A 25360-nucleotide genomic window follows, 5' to 3' on the forward strand; every position below is an offset into this window, starting at 1 on the left:
CGAGGACATCCCGGCGGCTGTTTTTTATAGTTCCGTACGAATATGGAGCCGACCGCTAATCTCGACTCTGTTCGTTCACTAGCTGTTCGCCAGCATGACAGTCAGAGCGCTCTTGGCCGGCATCTCCAGCTGCAATGCCTCTTCCCCGCGCAGCTGGATCGCCACGCTCTCCGGTGCCTCGCTGTCGTTGAACAATACGGCTGCGATTGAACCATCCGTATTCTTGAAGGCAACAGAGCGGATCAGATCATTGCTGGTGGAAGCAACACGCAGCGCTTTCGGACGGACACATTTGCTGAAATGTGCCAGCGCATAATAGTCCAGCGTATACGTTAGCTCCTTTGTCTGCTGATTAACGGTCACGATGCCGCGGCAGGTGCTTTTGCCAAAGCCAGGCACGGTAGGACCATTCTTCTCATCCAAGGCCATATTCCACAGCACATAGGACTTACTATGATTGCGCAGAATCTCAATACCCGTCCGCATTACATTGGAGAAGGCCTGCTCAAACGGCGGAATCCACTCACCGCCCGACCCTTCCGTAAAATGCACCTCTTTGCCAGGGAAAGCTTCGAATACGTCAGATTGGGCCGACGGCTTGCCGCCATACCAGTGCCAGGCAACACCATCCACTGCATCTTCCGCTTGCTCGAATACCGTCATCGGGTAATCCGGCTTATCCCAGTTATGATCATAACAGAGGATTTTTGTGTTGATCCGGTTCTTCACGAATTGCGGCTTCAAGTGATTCTTGATGAATTCGCTTTGTACTTCAGGCAGCATGATCATGCCCGGATAGTGCCCGGGTGAATACAGCGCCTCATTTTGCGGGGTAACGGCATAAATCGGGAGACCGTGTGAAGCATATCCCTGAATATAGCGCACAAAATAATTTGCATACACCGAATAATATTCCGGCTTCAGCTCTCCGCCAATCATCGAGCCGCTCGTCTTCATCCAGCCTGGGGGACTCCAAGGCGAGCCCATCAGCTTCACATCGGGATTCAATCGCAGCGCTTCCTGCAGCAGTGGAATCATATCATCCTCATCGTGTGCGATGGAGAACTGCTTCAGTTCCTCATCGGATTGACCTTCCGGCAGATCATTATAACTATAGAAATCCCGAGCGTAATCAGACGCGCCCATCGGTTGCCGCAGTACCGACAGACCGATCCCTTCGTTGGCATCGAACAATTGTGTCATGAGCTCCGAACGCTGCTCGGTCTCCAGCACTTGATGAATCAGATAAGCAGCGGAATCCGTAAAGGACGCTCCAAAGCCATCCATCTCCTGAAACGTCTGCTCCTCATCGATAACAATTGTGTGCTGCTGTGCCTCCGGGGATACGGGCGCCAGCTGCTCCTTGGTTTTCTTAACGAATAATTGCTCTTCACCGTTTGACTGGTAGATTGTGATGTTCGACATGTTGTTTCCCTCCAGTGTTCTGTTTATATTTCCTATCCCATGGCTTTACTCTGAACCGCTGACATAGAGAAAGCCCCTTCCTATCAAGAAAGGAGCTCTCCCAGCAAGAGATTTACTTATTTCAGCCCCAGCTTTTCTTTGTTCGCTTTCATCTTCTCGTTGCGGACTTCGGTGATTTTATCCCAGTTGTTATCGTCCAGGAACTTTTTGTATTCGTTCAAAAGGCTATCGAATGCTGCATCATCCTTCGAACGGATCATACTGACGAGAGTTGAGTTCCATTTCGTATTGATGGCCGTCAGGGAGCGTGCTTCCGGTGTTCCTTGGTCCGGGTTGATATTCTCCAAAATAAAGTGCGGTACGAGCTTCCCTTTGCCCCATTCCTGCATCTGCTTGATGGCATCCGGGAATGCATCCCCGCTCAGCGCTTTGTGGCGGTCATGACCGAAGAACATGAATTCGCCCATACGGTAGTCCTTCTTGAACGTATCCGAATTGTTCATCTGAAGATCCTTCACCTCAGGAAGGAACTCTACTGTTCCATCTGCATTCACCTGATAGGTCTCGCCTTCAATCCCATAGTTCATCAGCATTTGTCCTTCTTCGCTTAACAAATACGTGAAGAGCTGAATGGATTTGGCAGGATCTGCATTCTCTTTGGTAATAAAGCTGATCATCCAGCCGGTGATACCGGATTGGTTCAGGGTCGGCGCATGTCCGACCGTGCTTTGCGGTCCGTCAATCGCGATGTACTCACTGCCTTTGTTGTTGCTGTAGAAGCTCTGCAGGTTACCACCCTGCTGCGGCGTGCCGTCCAGCATCATCGTTGCGTATTTGCCTGCTTTGACCTTCTCTTCAAAAGCTGTTCCGTCATCGGCAAAGCTGTCATCGCTGATCGCTCCGTCACGATATACGGTATTGAATGCCTTCACCCAAGTCAGATAGTCTTCATCCAGGTTACGGTTATAGAAACCGCCGTTCTCGTCTTCGAGCGGCACGCCGATGAAATCCTGCAGCACGTCGCCAAGCGAGCCGGTGCCTTCACCGATGGAGTTAAAGCCCAGTGGAATCAGAGCAGGGAACTGCTTCTTGATGTCCGCGAGAGCAGCCCGGAATTCTTCCGGCGTTCCCATAGCCGGCTTCCCTATAGCCTCATATACGTCCTTGCGGATGATAAATGCCGTTTTGGCAGGAATGTTACCGCTGTCATAATCCTCCTGCGTATTGGAATAGTTCGGATATCCGTACGTTTTGCCGTCCTTCAACTGGAACCAGTTGATCGTATCCTGTGCTGCTACTTTATTGAAATAAGGATCATATTTCTCGGCAAGATCATTTAACGGCAGCGCCCATGTGGCCGCCTTCTGGACAACCGGGGAGTTGGAGTCAAACGTTGTGATCAGATCCGGCATTTCTCCGCCTGCAAAAAACGTATTTAATTTGGTGTCGTCACCCGTAATGAATTTGATGTTGATGTTCAGATCTTCCTTGATTTTTTTAGTTACAACGTCCTTGCCAAAGTCCGTGTTCCACCAGTCTGCATTCACGTACCAAGTGAGCTCGGTTGTCTCCTCTTTTTTATCCAGCTGCCAAGCCGGGGTCTCTGCGTCCGGTGTATAACGATCCTCGATCGAAACCCAGTTTTCCTTCTTGGAGCCGGAATTGCCGCCAGATCCGCCGCATCCGCTAACAACCAATACAACAGCCATCAATGCGGTGATCAGCGTGAGGCCCTTCTTGCCCAAAGCTTTGTTCTTCAACATCCTGTAACCCTCCCTTTAAATAAAAGCGCTTTCTTGTTAGACCCTAACCTGTCCAGGTGTGCTTCTGTTCCACTCCCCTAAGAGCAGTAGCTCTACTCTTTAACTGCCCCCAGCATCATGCCGGAGATAAAATATCTCTGTAATATTGGATACATCACAACAATTGGCAGCGTTGTCACGACAATTGTTGCTAGTTGGACCCCTTTGGTGGTCGTCTGGATCGCAACCGAACCGATATTTTGCATCGATTGGGTCTGGGACTGCACAATAATCTCATACAGCATCATCTGTAATGGATATAGCGACTGATCCGTGATGTACAATTTGGTGGTCATGAAATCATTCCACTGTCCGACCCCGTTAAACAACGCAATGGTCGCCATAGCTGGCATGGAGAGAGGAATGAAGATGCTCAGGAAAATTCTCCAGTCACCCCCGCCGTCGATCTTCGCCGATTCCTCCAGCGAATCCGGTACGTTGCGGAAGAAGTTCATCAGAATGATAACATCGTAAAAACTCAACAGAGCTGGAATGATATAAACCCAGAAGCTGTTTAGCAGCCCCAAATCCTTCATCAACAAGTACGTCGGAATCATGCCGCCCGAGAAAAACATGGTGACGACACCCATCGACACGTAGAATTTACGGCCGCGGACGTATTTTTTGCTCAAGCCATAACCCACCATGGCACAGAAGAACACGTGCGTGATGACCCCGATTACGGTTTTGGCAACCGAGATGAAAAAGGCATTCCATATGCTGGCATCCCGGAACACGGCCTGATAATTCTCAAGAGAGAATTCCGTAGGCCAGAAGATGAACCCGCCCTCGGCCAGCGACCTGCCCGAGCTGAAGGATGAAACAACCACGTTCCACAGCGGAACGACAATGATGATGGTAAACGTAACCAGTAAAATGATATTGATCGTATCAAAGATCTTGCTGTCGAGATCCCCTTTTGCTGCTTTCAAATTCACCGTATTACCTCCTTCTGCATGACCTATAGAACGGATTGATTATCATTCAATTTACTGGTCACCTTATTAGCCGTAACGAGCAGAATGACAGATATGATGGATACACCCAAACCAACGGCGGTGGCATAAGAGAAATCGCCTTGTGTCATACCCATCCGGTATACGTACGAGTTAATGACTTCGGCCTTTTCCCGGTTCTGCGAATTCATGAGCACCAGGGTTTGATCCAGATTCGATCCCAATAAACCGCTTACAGTAAGGATTAAATTCAAGCTGATGATCATCTTCATGTTCGGCAGGGTGATGTTCCAGATTTGTCTTAGCCGACTGGCCCCATCAATCTTGGCAGCCTCGTAATAGGTAGGATCAATCTTGGCCATGATCGCCAAGTACAGAATCGTTCCCCACCCGGCTTCCTTCCATATATCCGATAACGTTGCGATCCACCAATACTTGCTCGGGTCGAGCAGAATATTTTGCGGCTGCGAGATTAACCCGAGACTCAGCAAAATTTCGTTGAATAGTCCGGATGTCGAGAACCAGGTAATGAGCATGCCGCCCAATACGATCCAGGACAAGAAGTGAGGCAGATAGGAGATCGTTTGGACGAATTTCTTGAATCGCCCCATGCCCACCTCGTAAATCATAATGGCCAGAATAATCGGAATGACAAAACCGATCGCCAGCTTCAGGAAGCTGATGCCCAGCGTATTGACCACGGAGTCCCAAAAATACTTATCCGATAAAATAATTTTGAAATTATCGAAGCCAACCCATGGAGCAGAATCCAGCGTATCGATCACGGTGTAATTTTTAAAAGCAATTGTCAAACCGTAAATCGGAATGTAGCAAAAAATAAACATAAAAATAACGCCGGGAATAATCATCGACTGAAGCTCCCATTGCCGCCTGAAATCAATGAAGAATTCCTTGATCCTCTGCCCCATCGGCTTCTTCCCGGTTGGCTGAACCGTACCCGTGCCAGTTGACTGAACTGCAGCTGTTTTGCTCACCTGCTTAGCCTCCTTTGATCATAAAATCGATAAGATAAATCAGCGCTAATAAAAACGTTTTTATTTTTGGCGAAAAAATCACCATGACATGATGATCATTTTAAAAAAACAGATACAAAAAATTCCGTTTCTTCACTTAAACCGATTCGTTCCGATTCATCTTCACGTGACTGGAACCGCGAACGACCAGTTCCCCCGGCAGTTTCTGAATCTTGCCCTTCTCTTTCTTCTGAATCATGCGAACCAGATGATCCACGACCAGAATGCCTTGTCTGGCAATCTGATTGCGTACGGTCGAGAGAGGCGGGGTAAAATACTGCGCGATATCGATATCATCAAAGCCCACAACGCTGATATCCTGCGGAACCTCGTAACCAAGGGACTTCAGCGCCTTGATGCAGCCAATGGCACTCACGTCGTTACCGGCAAGGAAAGCATCCGGCACTTTGCCGGGATGGAGATGAAGAAGCGACTTTACAGCAGAATAGGAGCCTTCCTCCTCAAAATAACCTTGCAGTATGTAGTCGCCATCGATCGGGAACTGGCACTCTCGCAGTGCAGCCAAATATCCCTCTTTCCGCTGAACGCTGTCAAACATCGTATCCACGCCGGATATATACGCAATTTTCTTATGACCCAGGCTGATCAGGTATTTGGTTGCCTCATAACCGGCTACGTAAGAGTCGAATATGATGCTGCCCATCGTCTCGTTCTGAACCTCACGGTCCAGGAATACAGCCTTAATCTTGTCTTTCTCCATGGCGGCGATGTCTTTATCGTCGATCTTCAGCTCTTCAAAGATAATGACGCCATCCACTCGGCCGCCCATTATATTGCTCATAATGACCTGCTTATCCTTCGTAACAAACACGTTCAATCCATAACCCAGACGGTCACATTCACGTGACATCGACTCAACCAGTGTGTAGAAGTAAGGCCCTGACACGCTTGTTGTAAAGAAGCCCAGCATATTGGTCTTCCCCGACTTCAACAGCTTCCCGTTCAGGTTCGGTACATAGTTTAGTCGCTCCGCCACCTTCAGCACATGTGATTTGGTCTCCGGGTTCAATACATCTACATCATTCAAAGCATTTGAAACCGTTGAAATAGAGACTCCGGCTTCTCTTGCCACATCCTTAATCGTTACCTTACCCATATAACTATTCTTCCTTTGCAATAAAAACGTTTTTATGTACATAAGTTACCATACAAGCGCTTACAATTCAATGCTTTTTTTCAAGGCGTTACAAATATTTTTTCCGATTATACTTAACAACCCTTGGGGAGATAGGATATGAAAAAAACAGGCACTCTTCAAAGCGGTACCCTTCATCGGTACCACTCTTCAAAGTGTGCCTGCAGGAATTGAATCTCTTTTTCGTAATGAGCCACATGCCCTTCATCGATCATTTTCTGGTAAGCCTTGTTGCCTTGTGCCGCACCGGTTGTAAGTGTATCGCATAATGCCTTAATGCGTCTTATAATCCACTCTTTCATGTTGGGAGGCGGAGCTATACCATAAGACTTAAAGAACAGCGATATTCTGTGAGTACGATCCGCAGCATGTAATTCCGATCGATAAGGTATCGATGTCCCTGTAGTGTAATTTATTGCAAAGCTTGCTAGCGGGACTGAAGTGTACAGCATATAAACCATGTCCCAGATTCGTGGGCCTTGTGCAGCCAGATCAAAATCGATCAGCGCTACCGGAACCTCGTCTCTAAACACGATATTGTACAAAGCGGCATCATTGTGACAGATCACTTCATCGTCCCATTCCCCCGAAGCCTGAGGGTTATGTTCAGACTCCGTTTGGATTGAAGTAGTTGCAAAGCCTTGTACGGCGTCATGATAACGCCGTAACAACGCTGCACTCTGGATAAGGGCATGGTCCGACCATATATAGGGTTTAAAATCAGGATATTGGTTTCCCGGTACCTCTCCAGGAATAAAGGACAAGATCTCGCGACCGCTATGATCAATACCTATAAACTTGGGAGCGCCATCAAAGCCCTGCTTATCCAAATGTCGAAGCAAATCATGGACGAAAGAACTCCAATTTGTAGTACGGTGAACGTTATTTCCGATACGTACGACTTCGTTAACATTGCCACCGGGAAGTACTTCCTCCTTGTCACACATCCATAGCTCCCCTTCCCGCTGCTCCATGTACCATCCCCAGTACCTCAGCCAGTCCCTCCAGATCCAGTCCGTCGGCGGCAAAAGCGGTGCGGACTAGCTTCGGCGGGACAAACTCGTCATATTTGCCGAGATACGGCGCCTCATCCGGGTCGAGAAGCGCTCCGGCATCCTCGCAATCCGTCAGCTCCTTACGGATTTCCTCCATCAGCGTCTCGTTATCCACCTTGCCCGCGACAACCATGTAATACGGCTCCATCGGCACGATGGATCGAAGGGCCAGCCGCTCCGACAGATTATGCTTCAGCAATCGCTCCAGCGTCCGGAACTGCTTGCTGCCCGCCCAAGGCAGGATGAACAGGGAGTCGCCGCCCGCCGGTAGGACCACCTGCTTCAGCAGCCCGCTTTCCCGGGCAAGCCGGCGAGCCCGCTCCAGGCGGTTTACCGCACCCGGTGCCAGATACGGATAGATGGTGCTGTCCGCCAGCACCTCCCGCATCTTCTGCACCACACGGGTATGCACATCGCCGCCTGCGCCAAGCCACAAGGTATCAACCTTGCCCTTGGCCGACTTCACGTACAGTGCCTTATGCTTCGTGTCGACTTCCTCCACCTTCCACAGCATGCCTGCCAGCGAGAAGCAGTAGCCGGGCGGGGGTACGGTCGTAATCGATCCGATTTCTTCCGACCCGTTATAGACGACATGCTCTTCATCGTCTTTAAACACCGCATAGAAGCGGTAGTTGTTGACGATTTTCTCTCCGCCAAGGCCGATGATCAGGCTGCCTTCTTCCGTACGCTGGATGTGGTCCGTCTGGATCAAATACTGCAAGAACTCCTTGTATTCCTCCGGCTCGATGCCGCGGAAGGCCGGGAGCGTCAGCACCGCTCGCGCCAGATCCGGCGGCTCGGCCTCGCCCATGCTCTTAAGCATGCTCATCGTCTGATGGTAGAGCACGCCCACCGGTTTCTTCCGCAGGGCGAGCGGTTCAACCCACTTCTCGCGAATATACAGCTCAATGACGGCAATGGCCCGGAGCAGCATCCATGGCATGCGTGCCGGCAGCTGTGCTTCTTCGTCCTCGTCCTCCGGACAGAGGAACATCATCTCGGAGGCCTGATCCCCGCGCCGGCCGGAGCGGCCGAGCCGCTGAACGAAGCTGGAGCAGCTGTACGGCGCGCCCAGCTGGATGACCCGCTCCAGCTCGCCGAGATCGATGCCGAGCTCGAGCGTCAGGGTGGCCGCGGCAACCGCTGGCCCCGGGCCTTCGCGGAGCGCGGCCTCGGCTTCCTCGCGCAGCATGGCGGAGATGCTTCCATGGTGCACATGGAAGACATCCCGCTGCTCGCGCTTGGCCGCAATCCGCCGCAGCTCGAGCGTGGTCAGCTCGGCATCCGAGCGGCTGTTCGTGAAGACCAGCGCTTTTTTCAGGTGGGTGTTGTCGTACACGAAGTCGTAATAGGCTTTGCGTGCAAGCTCCAGCTGCTCCGCCTGCTTCTCATCCCGCGCATCCGGGAATGAGAAATGCTCGACAGACAGCCGCAGCTTGCGTCCTCCTTGCGGCGAAACGACCTCGACCGCATTCTTCGTGCCTGCGCCCAGCCAGGCGGCTGCGGTCTCATAATCACTGAGCGTTGCCGACAGCCCGATGCGGCGAGGCGAGCAGGAAGCCATCCGCTCGATACGGGTCAGCTGGCTCAGCACCTGAATGCCCCGATCGGCACCCATGAAAGCGTGCACCTCATCAATGATGACGTACCGTAAATCCTGGAACAGCGCCGGAATGGCATTCGGCCGGTTCATAAGCAGCCCCTCAAGCGATTCCGGCGTAATCTGCAGCACGCCGCAAGGCTTCTGCATCAGCTTGGTTTTCTCAGCTTGGGACACATCGCCATGCCAATGCCACACCGGCACCTGACCTTCCTTCAACAAGTCGGTGATGCGTTCAAACTGGTCGTTAATCAGTGCCTTCAGCGGCCCGATATACAGAATTCCTACCGAGCTGGAAGGCTCATTGTACAGCTCCGTCAGCGCCGGGAAGAACGCGGCCTCGGTCTTGCCCGATGCGGTACCGGAAGCAATCAGCAGATGGTTCGGCGTATCGAACAGGACGCGGCAGGCTTCCACCTGCGCCTCGCGGAGCGTGTCCCATCTTTTTTTATAGATAAACTCCTGAATGAACGGAGCCAGTCTGGTAAAAGGGTTCACACTCATAATTCGAACTCCGCCAGCAGATCGTCCAAATCGTCCGAAGCCGCTTCATTATTCCCCTTGCCTTGCGGCTGCGCCGCGGCGCGTTCTCCCAGGAGCTCCTCGAAGACGGCCTCCGGATGCTGATGCAGTGTATGCAGCAGATCCATAAAGTCCCGCACCACCTCGCGGGTGGTAAGCAGCTCCTCAGCCCCCAGCCGGTTCACGGCTATCTGCATGAAAGCGATCAGCTGCTCATCCGTCAGCTGCGGCTCATACTTGAAGTGCAGGGCATGAATGTCCCGCAGCTTTTGCAACAGAATGAGAATTTCCTCGTACGACAGCATGTCCAGCTTCAGGATGGGCGAGGTGTAGGTTTTCAGCGAACCGCTGCCGTAGCGCCCGTCGATCAGGCGGGAGCGCAGCGCATCATAACTGAACAGCCCCCGGCGCTCATCCTCGACAAACTGCGGCGTTCCGCCCATATAGATGCCCAAATGCTCCGCCTTGCCCTGCATGGTGTCGTTGAACATGGTCAGCAGCTTCTCGTAGTTGCTCTGGCGGGATACACTATTGGTAATTTTGTAGAGGTTAACCCCTTCATCAATAAACAACAGCAGTCCCTTATAACCGATGGCCGCCGTAAATTCGGACCACAGCTTCATGTAGTCATACCAATTGTCGTCATCGATAATGACCCCCACGCCGAGGTCCTTGCGCGCTTCTGTCTTCGTTGGCACTTCTCCGCGGAGCCAGCGCAGCGCTGCCCCCTTGCGGTCATCGTCGCCCAGTTTATAGCCGTTCCAGTAAGCAGCCAGCACCTTCGCAAAATCAAACCCATGCACCAGATTCTGCATGCCGTTAGTCACCGCATAAATCTGCAGCTCCACGCTTTCGTTCAGGGCAGGGTCATCCGGGCGCATGCCCGTTTCCTGCATGATATCCTGCTGGATCGCGGCGATCCATTTCTGCAAAATGGCTTCCAGCGCACCGCCGTCCGGCCTGGTTCTCGTGGACAGATGGGTCATCAGCTCCCGGTACGTGGCAAGCCCCTGTCCCTTCGTGCCCACCAGCCGCCGCTCCGGCGACAGATCCGCATCCGCCACCACGAAATCGCGATCCATCGCGTAGTTGCGGATGATCTGCAGCAGGAAGCTTTTGCCGCTTCCGTAGCGGCCCGTAATCAGGCGGAAGGCAGCCCCGCCCTCGGCGATATTATCCATATCGAGCAGGATAGACTCCACCTCTGGCTTCCGTCCAACGGCAATAAATTCCAGCCCCACCCGCGGCACAACGCCTGCGGTTAGAGAGTTTACAAGGGCCGTTGTGAGCCGTTTGGGGATTTTCAGTTCAGTCATGGTTCCACCTCTCTCAAGCAGCTTACAAACCTAACGATTCCAATGGGTTTCAATCCGTTCGTTTACACGGACTTCAACGTTTCCAGCATCTCTATATAATCATCCGCAATGGTCTCCCCATCAATCAGAAGGTCCCCGATGGTATCCATTGCGGCATCATTGATCTCATCGAGCAATAGCGCCGGCATGGAGCCGGCTTTCTCCGCAATCCGCTGCAGCCCCGGACGGTTCAAACCATCCTTGAGGGCATGGAGAACTTCCAGGTGGATGGGACTCAGACGCTCTGCGAGCTCCTGCCATTCCTCATCCTCGACCTCCCATTGCCACGACTGCTCTTCTACTGCAAGCATCCCTGTAGGCATTCCGGTGTGCACGTCATTCTCTACGGGGTGCGGGTCCATACCATGGATAACTCCAGCTTCAGAAGAATGCTCTTCTCGTGAACCCATGGATTGCATCAAGCTATCATCAGCGCTCCCTGACGACTCCATATAGCAGCTTTCAGCTGCTCCTAATTGGGACTCTGCTTCTGGTTGCTTCGCTTCTAGCGTATTTACGGAACTAGCGATGTCATCTGCATCATCCGATTGTTCCCGCATCTCGATGGAATCGAGCTCATAAGGATCTGCATCAAAATCCATCACGGCCTGGAACACGTCCGGTTTCTTAGGCGCGGATCTGGTGGCGGATCGGCTCCTGGAAGGCGTTTCGGTCTTAGCGCTATCTTTTGTAATAGAGCCTGCGTCGTCCAAAGGTACTCTTGGCGCTCGCGTCAGCTCGCGCTGAAACACTTCAGCCTGCTGCTGCCCGGCTTCCTCCGTAAGCAGCATGTCGCGGACCTGGTCCGACTCCCGCTGTAACCGGCGCAGCTTCCCTGTGTCGATCTGAACCTCAGGCAGGCTCTGCTTGCGCTCGGCCTCCATCTGCTCCTGAATCTCTTTTTTCAAGTAACGGGTGATGATCTCTTCCACTTCGGGCTCAACCACATCCGCGCCGCGCAGCCTTCCCTTGAAGCCTCTCAGCTCTCGCAGCTTATTCTCCGTCAAGCGGACCAGCCCGGTTATATAGGAACGCAAAGGAGCGTACTCGCTTAACGACACCACCGTCAGCACGATGGTGCGCCCGTATAACCCGTGATCGTACACCGCGCTGCGGAATAAATGGCGCTTTACCTGCCGGGGCCGGGGCTGAAAGCGGTCGATGAAGCGCTGACCCTTCATTTTGGCCAAATAGCTGTCCACGAGCGCAATCACCTTCGGGGCGTACCGTTCCAAGTCCTTGCGGCCATTCTCCTGGTAAAAACGGCTCTTCTCCACGTCATAATCCAGCAGTTCCAGCAGCAGATCCCATGTCAGCTCCACCGGCTGGAGGGAGAACCGGCGCTTCCATTCCTTCTCTTTCAGCTCAGCGGATAAAACGCGTGGAAAGCGCTGGTACGTCTCCCGGATCGGCATATCCAGGCCATGCACGATCATAAAATCATATAACCACTCCCGCAGGTACGTATCCAGTTTGGCATAGCGCTTGCGGTATGCGGTCCACGTCTGCTCCATCCATTCGTACCCTTGGAGGGGATCACTCCAGCCTACGCCATGGATCAGCTCATAAAAATACACAAATAAATAGGATAAGTCCGTATCCGGGTACCGCCCGGACCTGACTTCCTCCCGCCAGTAGAAATACCATGTGAACTGGTCGCTAGTCATTTGGTCGTAGGTCGGCCAATAGCTTTTGAAGGTAACAAAAGGGGTCTCCCCCTCCACATGCCATGCGAGCTCCCTTGCCTTCTGCACGAATTGCTGCTCCTTGGTCACGTATCGGAAATCCTCGCCCCAGTTCATATCGAGCGACTGCTGCGGCTCGACAATCAAGGGCTTCTTCGTTGGGACAGCAGGGTCAACTGTTTCCTGCACCTGATTCAGCGTATCCGGGCGCTTGTCCGGGATTGAAACATCCTGCTCATCACCGGCCAGTTCGAATTCGGCAAAACGAATCCCCTGGTCGTTCACGTGCGTAGTATGTCTTATTGAATTTATGTGATTGTCGTTGTTAGGCTTATCATTTTTCATCAAACATGAACCTCCGTCACAACTTCAATTATACCATTTAACCGAAAGGGTCTACCCGATTTTCACATGTTTCTCATCTGTATTATAATGGACGGAATGATAGTCTAGCGAATGACTTTACGCTGAAAGGACCTTCGAATGAATAAATGGCTAAAAGCACTCTTGTTTCTAGTGGGCGCAGCTTTTCTGACGAGGCTGATCCCCTTCTCCTCCTGGTTCCGTATCCTGGATACGATGATCCACGAGCTGGGGCATGCCGTGATGACCCTTATTATGTCAGGGCGGGTACTTAGCATTGAGCTGAACCCCGATCATAGCGGCGTTACCTATTCCATGCTGGCTTCAGGCGGGTGGAGCCCGATTGTCGTCTCGCTTGCAGGCTATATGTCCGCATCCCTGTTCGCCATTCTGATGTTCTACGGCTACGCCAAGAAAAAACAGGCCGCCGGCCTGATCACCATTACCGTGCTTGCCCTCATCATGATTATTTTCTTCGTTCGCACCGGCTACGGATTATGGTGGCTGATTATTTTTATGATCGTGAATCTGATCTTTTATTTTCTCGGCGAGAAGATCCGCAATTTCTATTACCTGCTGCTCGCCTTTCTCGTACTCGAAGAATCCGTGGTCGGTCCGCTCACCCTCTTGACCATGGCGCTGACCCAGCCCAATCAAGCAGGCGACGCCTCCAACCTGGCTAACTTGACCGTGCTCCCGGCCTTCGTCTGGGCACTGCTGTTCCTGCTGTTCTCCCTGTGGTGCGCAAAGGTGGCGCTGCAGCTGTTCTGGAAGAAGCGGTGAGGGTGAAGGAAGGTATATAGATTAAGCCAGCGTTATCCAACATGTGGATGGCACTGGCTTTTTTTATAGCGACTTTTTACTCATATGGATCTAAGGGTCACAATTCACTGCGCTTTGGAAGAGGATTAACTCCCTCATCATGGAACTTGTATAAATCAAAATAAACAAATAAAACCTATAAAAGCGTTATAAAATGAGCTATACTGAGGTAAGAATAAGTAAGGAGTCGTGCTGCGAACACGACTCCAGAGTACAAAAACTGCATAAAGAGCAGTCGGCCACGAAAGATAGGTCGAAAAATAGACCGTTACCTTAGGCAGGGCGGTCTATTTCTTTTTCATGTAGGTGAGCAATGCCAGAATGAACATGCCGAACATGAACATTAAGGAAAGTGCATCTTTGACCTCCATGGGCATCACCTCCCTTCTGGGAGATTAGCCGACCGCCCTTATAAGCCGTATATTGTACTAGAAAATTATAACATAACGAAGACGATCTAATACGCAAACAAGCATAAAATACGATAAAAGAGTAATGAAAAAAGACTATATAAGGCAGTATATACCGATCATCCAAACCAATCTTAGGACATAGCCTCCATGAAAATAGGCAACCCAGCAAGTAGTTCCACTACTGGCGGGTTGCCTATTTCCTATTTATACTTCACACGAATGGTTATCTCAATCTCTGACATAATCCCATTAGATGCCTGAAAACCGAGTGACATCCTTCATCCTCCAACTACCACTCTCACCGGCACCGCACCTGTAAATCGATCGGATAGCGGCCCGCATTCCGTCCATACAGACTGATGCCGCCTTCTTCGGCTCGCAGCTCCAACCGGAAGCTGCGCTTGCGATCAAGCTTCGCCGAAAGTCTTCCCGGTACTTGAGCTTGGCACAGGTATCCGTACGAACCGGCCTCCTCCAGAAGATTATGGACCGGCTGATAGTGCCACGACAGCACGCCCCGGCTGTCGGCAGGATCATCAGCGAGCACAGCCTCGCCGATTTTGACATCGTCTACCCAAACAGATACACGCGATTCATGCAGCTCTTCATCCGTCATATAGTAAGTGCTCGGGTTATACTCTACGTCCGCCGATGCCCCGTGCATGAAGTCGATGCCGTGGCTGCGATGCCGCGCACCCTCGATATTTCGTGCCAGCAATCGCTTAGCGCCAGCCTCAAAGAAAATCTCGATATCGCGGATCAGCGGCTGTTCCTCACGGTCCGGCAGCTGCACGTCATAGACGAATCGTCCCTCTCCGCCGCCGTTCACTTTGGCTCCTTGAAGCGCCTCCCACATATAGGAGAAGCTTTGCTCACGGAATGTGTTGACCGGAATGCGTACCGTTCTGGCTTCCGCTCCACCATTGCACTGCTCCTCTCCGCCGCGCACGTCAAACGTCGTGAAGTTGCGCGTCACGACTCCGTTCGCACCATTCAGGAGACGAACGCCGAGTATTGCAACCGCATCGGTCTCCGGCATGCGAAGCTGCAGTTCGGTCAGCGGCGCCACACCGTAACCGTCCCATGCGACCTCCAGGGATCCTTGATCAGCCACGACCTTCGTACCCAACTGGTCATAGGATAATTCCCAGGCAAGGATAAGCTTCTGTCCATGATATTGATCGGAATAACTGGAACGCTGCAGCGGTATGGATACTGCGGCTCCTTGCTCCAGCGTCTGACAAGGCGGTGCGTCAATGACAACGAAATCCGGCGTGTGCAGGTCGGCTATCGTCATACCTGGCACAAAGTCCTCGTATCCGAATTTTTTATCCGTACCATCAAGACGATAATAGCCGTTGAACTCGTTCGTGACATCACGGAATTCCGTAAATACAAAGCCGCACAGTTTATCATGTCGCCGGAATTCGTTGAGCATGTAACGGTAATGCCATGCCAGATCGCTGTCCCCGGCTCCTCCGTCAATTCCCCACACATTACCACATTCGCTGTTCATGAGCGGAGCGTCACCCTGCTGATTGCCGCCGATATAGTTATGTTCGGAACCCGGATGCGTCTTCTGAACAATCTCCTCGATATGATTCCGCAGCGGTTCATACCCGTTGATGTAAAAATGCCAGGTGTTAATATCCGTTTCCACATGATCATAAGCGCAAGGCGAATTGTCTTCAACGATCCGGGTCGGATCTAGCTCCTTGGCCCATCTGTACTTCTCCCGCACCCATTCCTGCGTCTCCGGGAGATAATATCGATGCTGTCCTTCTCCCCCGGTCAGGCCGGCGGATTCGCTGTCCGTGCGCAGCCCCCAAGTTTCGTTAAACATCACCCAGGAAAAAATAGACGGATGATTCCGGTCCCGCTCTATAATTTCAAGCGCCTCGCTCTCGTAGGCTGAGCGTGCTGTCTCATCCGGGTTGCCCCAAAAACACGGCATATCCTCCATCACCAGAATGCCGAGTTTATCCGCCCAATACAGCTTGCGGGGCTCCTCCGGCTTAATATGAATCCGCACGAAGTTCAGTCCAAGCCGCTTCATGAGATAGATCTCGTCCTGCATCTCCGTATCCGTCGGGTAGGTGAAGAACCCGGTCTGATGATAGGACTGGTCCAGCGTTCCGTTTAAATATACCGGCTTCCCGTTCAATGTGATCCAGCGGTACTCCCGACCGTCGAACTTCGCCGTCCCGATCTCGCGTATCCCAAAGTAAGTATGCACGACATCATCACCGGCGGAACCCGACAGAGTCAGCTGCCCTTCATACAGGTGCGGCGTTTCAGGACTCCACAGCTGTGGATCGTTAACCTGGAACACGGTAGTGCACTCATTAACCCCTTCTGCCAGCTCCCACTCCACCTGATGAGTAATGGAACCTTCTTCAAAAGAAAGATGAAGTGTCGCCGTGCCTGCTTCATGCGCCTGAATCCTGGATTTCAGTTCGACCTGACCATCGAGGGAAGTTATGAAGGTTGCTTGCTCCATGTAGGTTTGCGGCCGGGCCTCCAGCCAAACCGGCTGCCATATTCCCCGGATCTCCCCATATCCCTGCTTCCCGCGGGCCTGATAGTTATGATCATAGTCCTCTGCACGGACCACGAGAATATTGTCTTGTTCCGCATTCCAAACCGTAGTCACATCAAACTCAAATGTTCCGTACCCGCCTTGATGCGAGCCGACATGCTTGCCGTTAACCCATACATCGCACAGATAATCCACGGCGCCGAACCGCAGGAAGATTCGAGACTGCTTCTCGGCCGGCCCCCACTTCACGGAACGTCGGTACCAGCCGACACCCTTTACATCACGCTCAACACCGGACAATGGGCTTACCCAGGAGAACGGCACCGTAATCTCGGAATCAAAACACCGTGCATCGCCCGCTTGCAAGGAAATGTATTCATCCTCGCCAGCATGCTGCTGAGTATCATCGGATCCTTCTGTTTCCAGCTGGAACGACCACTGACCGTTCAGATTTAACCAATCTCTCCGCTCATAATCGGGCCTCGGGTACTCCGGGCGTGGAATTTCCGTACGGATGGGCGTTGCTACAGGAGACTTCATGAAGCGAACACAACCTTTCCTTTTTCTAAATTTGCCCCTATTCTAGCACCTGTATATAATAATTGCAATGTACATTATATTTTTACAATATATCGAATTTAGTGTACACTTGGAGTCACTATATCTCTTCAGTAAAGGAAGGGGATTATGAACGAATCGAAGCTGGAAACCAACCGTTATCCGGCATCCCGGATCGTGGAAGTAGCCAAAGCCTTATCCAGTGATGTCCGTGTGCGCATTCTTGAAGCGCTTGGCGATAAACCGATGAGTGTCGGTCAATTGGCCGAAGCGCTTGGGATTGCGCAGCCTACGGTATCCATTAATGTCCAGATGCTGGAGCAGGCGGACCTGATCGTCTCTTCGCAAGGTGCCAACCGGGAAAAAATCTGCGCCGTTACCTGCCGCTCCATTTTTCTCGAACTGCCCGCAAAGCCGGGCGAGGGGCTGCAGCGCACGGAAGAGATCCACATGCCGATCGGCATGTTCTCCCACTGCTCGATCGAGCCTACCTGCGGCATGGCGGCTCGGGATGGCTCTCTGATCGGATCGCCTGACGATCCGCGCGCCTTTTACATGCCGGAACGAACAGAGGCCGCGCTGCTCTGGTTCTCGGGATCCGGATATATCGAATATTATTTTGCCAATCCCATGCCGCCCGGAGCCGCTCTCGATGAACTGCGCATCCGTGCGGAGCTCAGCTCCGAAGCGCCTTCCTTCCAGCAGGATTGGCCATCCGATATAACCGTCAGCATTAACGATCTCCCTGTAGGCACCTGGAGAAGCCCTGGCGATTTTGGTGATCGCAAAGGGAAACTCACGCCGGATAAATGGAGAAGCGGCAGTGAATACGGCATGCTGACGGAATGGCGCGTAACCGCAACAGGCAGCCAAGTCGACGGTCAAGCGGCAGGCGCGACCACCATAGATTCGCTGGGACTCGCCTTCAACCGGCCGATTCGCGTCCGCTTTGAGGTGAAGGAAGACGCCGAATACCCGAACGGCCTGAATCTGTACGGTTCGGGTTTTGGGGATCATCCGCAGGATATCACCCTGTCTTTTGTGCGGTATACGGAGGCCTGACAGTTGATGCTGCCGGAAAAACTAACGTGAAACACATCTGCGGTATGGATGACCTTGTAGTGACAGGTCTCGTTCCGGGGCTCTACCAACACGGAGCATCCCGCAGCCAAGATGATGCAAAAAACAAGCCTTGGCAATCACAACATTGGCCTGTAAACATCGCTGACGGTTCAGCCTCACCGTGTATCCATGGCTAAATTCAATCATTTTTCTTGGGCTCAACCCCAACCTGAATAAAAGCTATTCCATGCCGACCCCTGGGCTGGCCTGGGAATAGTCTTTTTTTCTTTTAGTTATTTTCCCAAAGTTTATATTTACATTTCTATAAAAATAGATATAATGAGCATATGGATACCATACAAACCATCAAAGCACTATCAAACGAGACCCGGTTTAAACTTCTGGAGTGGCTGAAGCATCCGGAGGAACATTTTGATCCGCAGAAGCACATGCCTTCTACATGCGATTTTCAGGGCGGTGTCTGCGTCGGCTCCATTTCAGAGAAAACAGGGCTTGCACAGTCGGTCGTTTCTGGCTACCTGGTCAAATTGCAAAAGGCAGGTCTGCTGGAATCCAGGCGCTCGGGCCAGTGGACATATTACAGACGTAATGAGGAGGGTATCGCGCGTTTTATCGAACAACTCAAGAAAGAGCTATAGGCTTAAACGAGCATTATCACCATAAAGGAGGCCTAAAAGCTCTTTCTTTTCATTATATATATCTATTTTTATGAAAATGCAGAAAAACATATTAGAGATATTGGAGGATTCCATACATGAGCAACCAAAATCAAAACACCCGATCCACCGAGGCTCTTTTCGAGCCTTATACAATCGGAAACCTGACTCTTTCATCCCGCGTGGTGATGGCACCCATGACCCGCGGCTTCTCCCCGAATGGCGTACCGGGCCCGAATGTGGCGGCTTACTATCGTCAGCGTGCAGAGAATGGCGTCGGACTAATCATTACCGAAGGAACGCTGATAGACCACCCGGCAGCTACCGATAACCCCAATATACCTAATTTCCACGGTGAAGCCGCATTGAACGGCTGGGCCGAGGTCGTCCGTCAGGTTCATGAGGCTGGCGGCAAGATCATGCCGCAGATTTGGCACATCGGCATGACCCGTCCGGTAGGCGCCGAGCCAAACCCGGAGGCACTTCCGATCGGACCATCCGGACTTGACCTGGAAGGCAACCTGATCACTAAGCCGATGACCATAGATGAAATCAAACAAGTCATTCAAGCTTATGCGGATGCTGCTGCGAATGCCAAACGCATTGGCTTTGACGGTGTAGAAATCCATGGTGCCCACGGATACCTGATTGATCAATTCCTCTGGGAAAGAACGAACCAGCGTACCGATGAGTATGGAGGAGACATGCTGAAGCGTGCCCGCTTTGCGATCGAAGTGGTGAAAGCCGTACGTCAAGCGGTAGGTCCGGACTTCCCTGTTGCCATCCGTCTATCCCAGTGGAAGACAACCCAATACGAAGCTAAGCTCGCAGATACGCCTGAAAAACTGGGGCAGTTGTTAACCGCGCTGTCAGACGCAGGTGTCGATATATTCCACTGCTCGACACGCCGCTTCTGGGAGCCTGAATTCGAAGGCTCTGAGCTGAACTTTGCCGGTTGGGCTAAGAAACTGACAGGAAAAACGGTCATCACCGTCGGCTCTGTTGGCCTCGATGAAGTGTTTACCAGCCTCTTTACCCAAGGCAAGGGTGCTGGTCACAAGGACATCGATGAGCTCTTGAACCGCCTTGAGAAACATGAATATGACCTCGTTGCCGTAGGTCGTGCTCTCCTGGCTGATCCGCAATGGGCTGCCAAGGTACGCGACGGACGTTTCGACGAGCTTGAGCCATTCACGCCGGAATCCTTGAATACCCTGGTTTAATGCTGTTCTGGCCCCTATAGACCTGGGCTGCATTAGGCCTTCGAAATATCCATCAGAAGCCGGAAGAGGACCGCAGTCTTCTACCGGCTTTTTTTGCTGTGTACATAAACAAAGACCAAGCTCTCCCAGGAGAGTTTGGTCTTCATGTATTACATCATCTATTACAATAGGGAATCTTCGCCAAGTGCGTTCACGATCACGCCCGCTAACGTTGAGGTCAGCATGGTCGACACATTGCTTAACACGATTACCGCGATTTCTTGATCCAGCAGCTTTAGATAGGAAGCCGTGTAACCGTTAATCCCGCCATGATGGAAGGCCATGGTCCGGTTGGCCCGAATGCTTGTCCTATTCCAGCCATAACGGTAAGGCTGCTGCCCGTCCCAAGAGAATAGCTTGACCGTCATATCGCCGGACAACAGCTTCCCCTCATCCAGTGCACAGTTAAGCATATGCAGATCTCTAGCGGTAGAGACAATGCCCCCGGCCGAATAAGCGTTGGACATGTCGATGTATGAGGCGTTCCGAAGTTCTCTCTCCGCCGTCATCTCATAACCGCTCGCTCGGTTAGATAAGATCGAGCTGGATTCAAGGGAGGAATCCTTCATGCCCGCAGGGCCGAATATTTCCCGTTCCAGAAAGTCGGCGTACGTGGAGCCGCTGACGGTTTCGATGATTTTGCCCAGCAGAATGTAGCCAGAGTTCGAATAGCTAAAGTTCGTCGGAACCTCTGACTCCATGGGAAGAGAAGATATCCATTCCACAAGTTCATCAATTGAATGCTTTTGAACCGATATACGCACCGCCTCACAGCCCTCGTCCAAGGTGCCTCCCTTGCCTTGCCTAGCCTTCCCCACCCACACCCAAAAGCCCAGTTCATGCGACCAGGCTGAACTGGGCTATCTTTGCTCCCCAGCGATGGCTGCAAAAGGCTGCACACCTCCCTCATGCTCAGGTGCGTATATCGGTGGAGGAGCAACGCGTTCGCCTTTAAAATCGGGAAGCCTCCTTACCCTAATCCATCCAGCTTCCCGATTTTAACAGCGACCGGAGCCGATATTCGCACCGCCCCACAGCCCCCATCCAAGGTGCAGCCTTCCCTTTCTCCCCCTCCTCCACCCAAAAGCCCAGCTCATGCGACCAAGCCGAGCTGGGCTTTATCTCTTGTACTCTCCGGCGATGGCTGCAAAAGGCTGTACACCTCCCTCATGCTCAGGTGCGTATATCGGTGGAGGAGCAACGCGTTCGCCTTTAAAATCGGGAAGCCTCCTTACCCTAATCCATCCAGCTTCCCGATTTTAACAGCGACCGGAGCCGATATTCGCACCGCCCCACAGCCCCCATCCAAGGTGCAGCCTTCCTTGACTCTTCGACATCGCCCAATCACACGCAAAAAAAGCCCAGCTCCCAAAAAGCAGGAGCTGGACTTTCTTCTATTTCAATTATTTTTGCTTCAAGTTGTAGAACGACTTCAAGCCGTTGTATTGAGCAAGTTCGCCCAATTGATCTTCGATGCGAAGCAATTGGTTGTATTTTGCCACACGGTCGGTACGGGAAGGAGCACCCGTTTTGATCTGACCTGCGTTGGTTGCCACCGCGATATCAGCGATGGTGCTGTCTTCGGACTCACCGGAACGGTGGGAGATAACAGCCGTGTATCCTGCGCGTTTTGCCATTTCGATTGCATCGAATGTTTCAGTCAATGTACCGATTTGGTTAACTTTGATCAGGATGGAGTTACCGATACCTTCGTTGATCCCTTTTTCCAAACGCTCGGTGTTGGTAACAAACAGATCGTCACCCACGAGTTGAATTTTGTTGCCCAATTTCTCGGTAAGCAGCTTCCAACCTTCCCAATCGTCCTCGGAACATCCGTCTTCGATCGTAACGATTGGATATTTGTCTACCCAAGAAGCGAGCAAGTCAACGAATTCTGCAGGCGTGAAGGATTTGCCTTCGCCTTCCAGAACATATTTGCCATCTTTGAAGAATTCAGTGGAAGCTACGTCCATACCGAGCAATACGTCTTCACCTGGCTTGTAGCCGGCTTTTTCAATCGCTTCGATGATGGAAGTCAATGCATCTTCGTTAGAAGTAAAGTTAGGAGCGAAGCCGCCTTCGTCACCAACCGCCGTGTTCAGGCCTTTGCCTTTCAGAACGGACTTCAGGTTGTGGAAAATTTCAGCGCCCATGCGAAGTGCTTCTTTGAAGCTAGGTGCGCCAACAGGCAATACCATGAACTCTTGAACGTCCACGTTGTTGTCTGCATGAGCACCACCGTTAACGATGTTCATCATAGGAACTGGAAGCTGTTTCGCGTTGAATCCGCCAAGGTAAACATACAATGGGAGATCCAGAGCGTCTGCAGCAGCGCGAGCTACAGCCATGGATACAGCCAGAATTGCGTTTGCACCCAATTTGCCTTTGTTTGGAGTTCCGTCCAAAGCGATCATCAATTTATCGATGCCGAGTTGGTCCAAAGCGTCCATGCCAATTACTTCAGGAGCAATGATTTCATTCACGTTCTCAACAGCCTTCAGAACGCCTTTGCCCAGGTAACGGGATTTGTCCTCGTCGCGAAGCTCAACGGCTTCGTGAATACCAGTGGAAGCACCGGATGGAACGATAGCGCGACCGATCGCACCGGATTCCAGGTATACTTCAACCTCTACGGTTGGGTTGCCGCGGGAGTCAAGGACTTCGCGTGCATATACGTCAGAAATAATAGTCATGTGTATAGTCTCCTTTAAATGTTATGTTTACGTTCCATTATGAACGACTTACTTCCGTGCTGCAATCATGGAGGTTCCCGTCATTTCGTCCGGCTTCGGCAGACCCATCAGATCGAGAATCGTTGGTGCGATGTCGGCAAGAATGCCGCCTTCACGCAGCGTTACGTTCTCATCCGTTACGATGAACGGAACCGGGTTCGTGGTATGCGCTGTGAATGGACGCCCATTCTCGTCAAATACCATGTCCGCATTTCCGTGGTCAGCGGTGATCAGAACAACCCCGCCTTTTGCCAAAACAGCCTCGACAACCTTTCCAACACATTCGTCTGTGGTTTCAACAGCCTTGATTGTTGGCTCCAGCATACCGGAGTGACCTACCATGTCCGGGTTCGCAAAGTTCAGGATGATCGCATCATGCTTATCCGCTTCGATCTCTCGCACACAAGCATCCGCCACCTCATAAGCGCTCATCTCCGGCTGCAGGTCATACGTCGCGACCTTCGGTGAATTGATCAGTACGCGCGTTTCGCCTGGAAGCTCCACATCGCGTCCACCGCTGAAGAAAAACGTCACGTGTGGATACTTCTCGGTTTCCGCAATACGCAGCTGCTTTTTGTTGTGCTGAACCAGCACTTCACCGAGGGTGTTGTCCAGATTCTTCGGCTTGTAGGCTACGAAGCCTTCCACCGTCTCGCTGAACAACGTCAGGCAGACAAAATGCAGGTTTTGCGGGAACTTCGGTCCACGTTCAAAACCGCGAAAATCATTGTTCGTAAACACTTGGGACAGCTGAATCGCACGGTCAGGACGGTAGTTCAGGAAGATAACGGAATCTCCGCTCTCCACCAGGCTTACCGGCTCGCCCTCACCGTTCACAATCACGGTCGGTTCCACGAATTCATCATAAACCGATTTCTCGTAAGATTCGGTGATGGCTTTCAGCGGATCCGTGTATTGAGGTCCTTCGCCGTATACCATAGCACGGTATGCTTTCTCGACACGATCCCAACGCTTGTCACGGTCCATCGCATAATAACGACCGGAGAGTGTAGCGATTTGGCCAACGCCCACTTCTTCAATCTTCGCGATCAGATCCTTAACAAACTGCTTGCCGCTGTCCGGTGCCACATCGCGTCCATCCATGAAGCCATGGATGTATACGTCATGGAAATCTTCCTTCTTGCAAAGATCCAGCATCGCAAACATATGCTCAATGTGACTGTGCACGCCGCCGTCGGACACAAGTCCGTACAGATGCAATTTCTTGCTGTTGTTCTTAGCTGCGCGAACGGCTTCCACCAACGTATCGTTCTCGAAGAATTCTCCTTCACGAATCGACTTCGTGATGCGAGTCAAGTCCTGATACACAATCCGGCCTGCGCCAATGTTCAGGTGACCCACTTCGGAGTTCCCCATTTGACCTTCCGGCAAGCCAACAGCTTCGCCGCAAGCGGTCAATGTTGTGTTCGGGTATTGCTTCAAATACCGGTCGTAATTGGGTTTGTTCGCTTGAGCGACCGCATTACCCACATCGGTGTTGCGAAGCCCGAAACCGTCCATGATGATCAGAGCTACGGGTCTTGGAGCTGACATCTACTTCGCCCCCTCAACGAGTGCGATGTAGGAAGCCGGTTGTAGACTTGCACCACCAACGAGCGCGCCGTCGATGTCGCTTTGTCCCATATACTCCGTTACATTTTCAGGCTTCACACTGCCGCCGTATTGAATACGCACCAGTGCTGCGACACTTTCACCATACAGGCCTTTTACGAGTTCGCGGATATAAGTGATTACTTCGTTAGCGTCCTCAGCTGTTGAGGATTTGCCTGTACCGATAGCCCAGATAGGTTCGTAAGCAATAACAACATGAATGGCTTGATCAGCAGGAATACCTGCGAACGCGGCTTCAGTCTGTACTTTGCACACGTCTTTGGTTTGGCCTGCTTCGCGTTCTTCCAGCTTCTCGCCGACACATACGATCGGAAGAAGACCATGACGGAACGCCGCATGTACTTTCTTGTTCACGATCTCATCGGTCTCTGCAAAATACTGACGACGCTCGGAATGTCCGATAATGACATAATCCACGCCCAGATCCTTCAGCATCAAACCGCTGATTTCGCCTGTAAAGGCACCATTATCTTCAAAATGAAGATTTTGTGCACCAATTTTGATGTTCGTGCCCTTTGCAGCTTCAACCAGAGCAGGAAGAGTGGTGAACGGCGCGCAAATTACGCTTTCCACGCCTTCAACTTCTGCTTTGCCTTTTACATCTTCGAAAAATGCGGTTGCTTCCGGAACAGTTTTGAACATCTTCCAGTTACCCGCTATGATAGGTGTTCTCACACGATTCACTCCTTTATTCCCCCCGAAGAGCCGGG

General features: G+C 51.8%; 19 protein-coding genes. 4 read left to right on the plus strand and 15 right to left on the minus strand.

Annotation, left to right across the window (positions count from 1 at the left end; genetic code table 11):
- Positions 1 to 78: 78 nt before the first annotated feature.
- From B9D94_RS27310 to B9D94_RS27350, 9 genes are all read right to left on the minus strand, one after another.
- Positions 79 to 1425: a glycoside hydrolase family 30 protein gene (locus B9D94_RS27310; RefSeq protein WP_148248465.1), complete on the minus strand. Its 1347-nt coding sequence runs from the start codon at positions 1423 to 1425 to the stop codon at positions 79 to 81.
- Between the two features lie 116 nt (positions 1426 to 1541).
- The gene (locus B9D94_RS27315; RefSeq protein WP_063478286.1) at positions 1542 to 3188 is read right to left on the minus strand and encodes a type 2 periplasmic-binding domain-containing protein; all 1647 of its coding nucleotides are present in this window, start codon (positions 3186 to 3188) and stop codon (positions 1542 to 1544) included.
- 92 nt (positions 3189 to 3280) lie between these two features.
- On the minus strand, positions 3281 to 4165 hold the full coding sequence (locus tag B9D94_RS27320) for a carbohydrate ABC transporter permease (protein WP_063478285.1): 885 nt from the start codon (positions 4163 to 4165) through the stop codon (positions 3281 to 3283).
- Positions 4166 to 4188: 23 nt separating this feature from the next.
- Complete coding sequence (locus tag B9D94_RS27325; RefSeq protein ID WP_006207601.1) at positions 4189 to 5178, minus strand: ABC transporter permease; 990 nt, start codon at positions 5176 to 5178, stop codon at positions 4189 to 4191.
- Positions 5179 to 5314: 136 nt separating this feature from the next.
- Positions 5315 to 6334 (minus strand): LacI family DNA-binding transcriptional regulator, encoded by a 1020-nt coding sequence (locus B9D94_RS27330; protein ID WP_006207600.1) that lies wholly within the window; start codon positions 6332 to 6334, stop codon positions 5315 to 5317.
- A 173-nt stretch (positions 6335 to 6507) separates the two neighbouring features.
- Positions 6508 to 7347 carry an aminoglycoside phosphotransferase family protein gene (locus tag B9D94_RS27335; RefSeq protein ID WP_234972755.1) on the minus strand — a complete coding sequence of 280 codons (840 nt, stop codon included), beginning with the start codon at positions 7345 to 7347 and terminating at the stop codon, positions 6508 to 6510.
- The gene (locus B9D94_RS27340) at positions 7313 to 9532 is read right to left on the minus strand and encodes a DEAD/DEAH box helicase (RefSeq protein WP_148248466.1); all 2220 of its coding nucleotides are present in this window, start codon (positions 9530 to 9532) and stop codon (positions 7313 to 7315) included. The genes B9D94_RS27335 and B9D94_RS27340 overlap by 35 nt, the downstream gene beginning before the upstream one ends.
- Positions 9529 to 10866, minus strand: a complete 1338-nt coding sequence (locus B9D94_RS27345) for an ATP-binding protein (RefSeq protein ID WP_148248467.1) — start codon at positions 10864 to 10866, stop codon at positions 9529 to 9531. Before B9D94_RS27345 ends, B9D94_RS27340 begins: the two co-directional genes overlap by 4 nt.
- Before the next feature lie 62 nt (positions 10867 to 10928).
- A complete protein-coding gene (locus B9D94_RS27350; protein WP_148248468.1) occupies positions 10929 to 12935 on the minus strand; it encodes a TerB N-terminal domain-containing protein in 2007 nt (668 codons plus the stop codon).
- A 138-nt stretch (positions 12936 to 13073) separates the two neighbouring features.
- Here B9D94_RS27350 and B9D94_RS27355 point away from each other — a divergent pair, with 138 nt between their 5' ends.
- A complete protein-coding gene (locus B9D94_RS27355) occupies positions 13074 to 13736 on the plus strand; it encodes a M50 family metallopeptidase (RefSeq protein WP_006207595.1) in 663 nt (220 codons plus the stop codon).
- A gap of 326 nt (positions 13737 to 14062) precedes the next feature.
- On the opposite strand, the gene B9D94_RS31995 is transcribed toward B9D94_RS27355, so the two are convergent.
- Positions 14063 to 14146 (minus strand): putative holin-like toxin, encoded by an 84-nt coding sequence (locus B9D94_RS31995; protein ID WP_220687457.1) that lies wholly within the window; start codon positions 14144 to 14146, stop codon positions 14063 to 14065.
- A gap of 340 nt (positions 14147 to 14486) precedes the next feature.
- Positions 14487 to 17267 (minus strand): glycoside hydrolase family 2 protein, encoded by a 2781-nt coding sequence (locus B9D94_RS27360; RefSeq protein ID WP_148248469.1) that lies wholly within the window; start codon positions 17265 to 17267, stop codon positions 14487 to 14489.
- Between the two features lie 147 nt (positions 17268 to 17414).
- On the opposite strand from B9D94_RS27360, the gene B9D94_RS27365 reads away from it, so the two are divergent.
- The 3 genes from B9D94_RS27365 to B9D94_RS27375 all read left to right on the plus strand — a co-directional run bounded on the left by B9D94_RS27365 (position 17415) and on the right by B9D94_RS27375 (position 20247).
- Positions 17415 to 18347, plus strand: a complete 933-nt coding sequence (locus B9D94_RS27365) for an ArsR/SmtB family transcription factor (protein ID WP_076152561.1) — start codon at positions 17415 to 17417, stop codon at positions 18345 to 18347.
- Positions 18348 to 18694: 347 nt separating this feature from the next.
- Positions 18695 to 19006, plus strand: a complete 312-nt coding sequence (locus tag B9D94_RS27370) for an ArsR/SmtB family transcription factor (RefSeq protein WP_006207592.1) — start codon at positions 18695 to 18697, stop codon at positions 19004 to 19006.
- Between the two features lie 116 nt (positions 19007 to 19122).
- On the plus strand, positions 19123 to 20247 hold the full coding sequence (locus tag B9D94_RS27375; RefSeq protein WP_006207591.1) for an NADH:flavin oxidoreductase: 1125 nt from the start codon (positions 19123 to 19125) through the stop codon (positions 20245 to 20247).
- Positions 20248 to 20408: 161 nt separating this feature from the next.
- Here B9D94_RS27375 and B9D94_RS27380 read toward each other — a convergent pair whose 3' ends face one another.
- The 4 genes from B9D94_RS27380 to tpiA form a co-directional block, all read right to left on the minus strand.
- Positions 20409 to 21071, minus strand: coding sequence for a serine hydrolase domain-containing protein (locus B9D94_RS27380; protein ID WP_253806063.1), 663 nt, complete (start codon positions 21069 to 21071; stop codon positions 20409 to 20411).
- 618 nt (positions 21072 to 21689) lie between these two features.
- Positions 21690 to 22979, minus strand: coding sequence for a phosphopyruvate hydratase (gene eno / locus B9D94_RS27385; RefSeq protein WP_006207587.1), 1290 nt, complete (start codon positions 22977 to 22979; stop codon positions 21690 to 21692).
- Positions 22980 to 23027: 48 nt separating this feature from the next.
- Entirely contained in the window at positions 23028 to 24572 is a 1545-nt protein-coding gene (gene gpmI / locus B9D94_RS27390) for a 2,3-bisphosphoglycerate-independent phosphoglycerate mutase (RefSeq protein ID WP_006207586.1), read from the minus strand.
- Complete coding sequence (gene tpiA / locus B9D94_RS27395; RefSeq protein WP_148248471.1) at positions 24573 to 25325, minus strand: triose-phosphate isomerase; 753 nt, start codon at positions 25323 to 25325, stop codon at positions 24573 to 24575.
- Between the last annotated feature and the right edge of the window lie 35 nt (positions 25326 to 25360).

Source organism: Paenibacillus sp. Cedars (genome assembly GCF_003184205.1).
GTDB classification, from domain to species: domain Bacteria; phylum Bacillota; class Bacilli; order Paenibacillales; family Paenibacillaceae; genus Paenibacillus_AQ; species Paenibacillus_AQ glucanolyticus.

Excerpts from the sequence above, each read along its gene's own strand:
- B9D94_RS27310 (WP_148248465.1), bottom strand. The coding sequence starts at position 1,425 with ATGTCGAACATCACAATCTACCAGTCAAACGGTGAAGAGCAATTATTC.
- B9D94_RS27350 (WP_148248468.1), bottom strand. The coding sequence starts at position 12,935 with ATGAAAAATGATAAGCCTAACAACGACAATCACATAAATTCAATAAGA.
- gpmI (WP_006207586.1), bottom strand. The coding sequence starts at position 24,572 with ATGTCAGCTCCAAGACCCGTAGCTCTGATCATCATGGACGGTTTCGGG.
- B9D94_RS27330 (WP_006207600.1), bottom strand. The coding sequence starts at position 6,334 with ATGGGTAAGGTAACGATTAAGGATGTGGCAAGAGAAGCCGGAGTCTCT.
- B9D94_RS27335 (WP_234972755.1), bottom strand. The coding sequence starts at position 7,347 with ATGGAGCAGCGGGAAGGGGAGCTATGGATGTGTGACAAGGAGGAAGTA.
- eno (WP_006207587.1), bottom strand. The coding sequence starts at position 22,979 with ATGACTATTATTTCTGACGTATATGCACGCGAAGTCCTTGACTCCCGC.
- B9D94_RS27340 (WP_148248466.1), bottom strand. The coding sequence starts at position 9,532 with ATGAGTGTGAACCCTTTTACCAGACTGGCTCCGTTCATTCAGGAGTTT.
- B9D94_RS27375 (WP_006207591.1), top strand. The coding sequence starts at position 19,123 with ATGAGCAACCAAAATCAAAACACCCGATCCACCGAGGCTCTTTTCGAG.
- B9D94_RS27345 (WP_148248467.1), bottom strand. The coding sequence starts at position 10,866 with ATGACTGAACTGAAAATCCCCAAACGGCTCACAACGGCCCTTGTAAAC.
- B9D94_RS27355 (WP_006207595.1), top strand. The coding sequence starts at position 13,074 with ATGAATAAATGGCTAAAAGCACTCTTGTTTCTAGTGGGCGCAGCTTTT.
- B9D94_RS31995 (WP_220687457.1), bottom strand. The coding sequence starts at position 14,146 with ATGGAGGTCAAAGATGCACTTTCCTTAATGTTCATGTTCGGCATGTTC.
- B9D94_RS27360 (WP_148248469.1), bottom strand. The coding sequence starts at position 17,267 with ATGAAGTCTCCTGTAGCAACGCCCATCCGTACGGAAATTCCACGCCCG.
- B9D94_RS27315 (WP_063478286.1), bottom strand. The coding sequence starts at position 3,188 with ATGTTGAAGAACAAAGCTTTGGGCAAGAAGGGCCTCACGCTGATCACC.
- B9D94_RS27370 (WP_006207592.1), top strand. The coding sequence starts at position 18,695 with ATGGATACCATACAAACCATCAAAGCACTATCAAACGAGACCCGGTTT.
- B9D94_RS27365 (WP_076152561.1), top strand. The coding sequence starts at position 17,415 with ATGAACGAATCGAAGCTGGAAACCAACCGTTATCCGGCATCCCGGATC.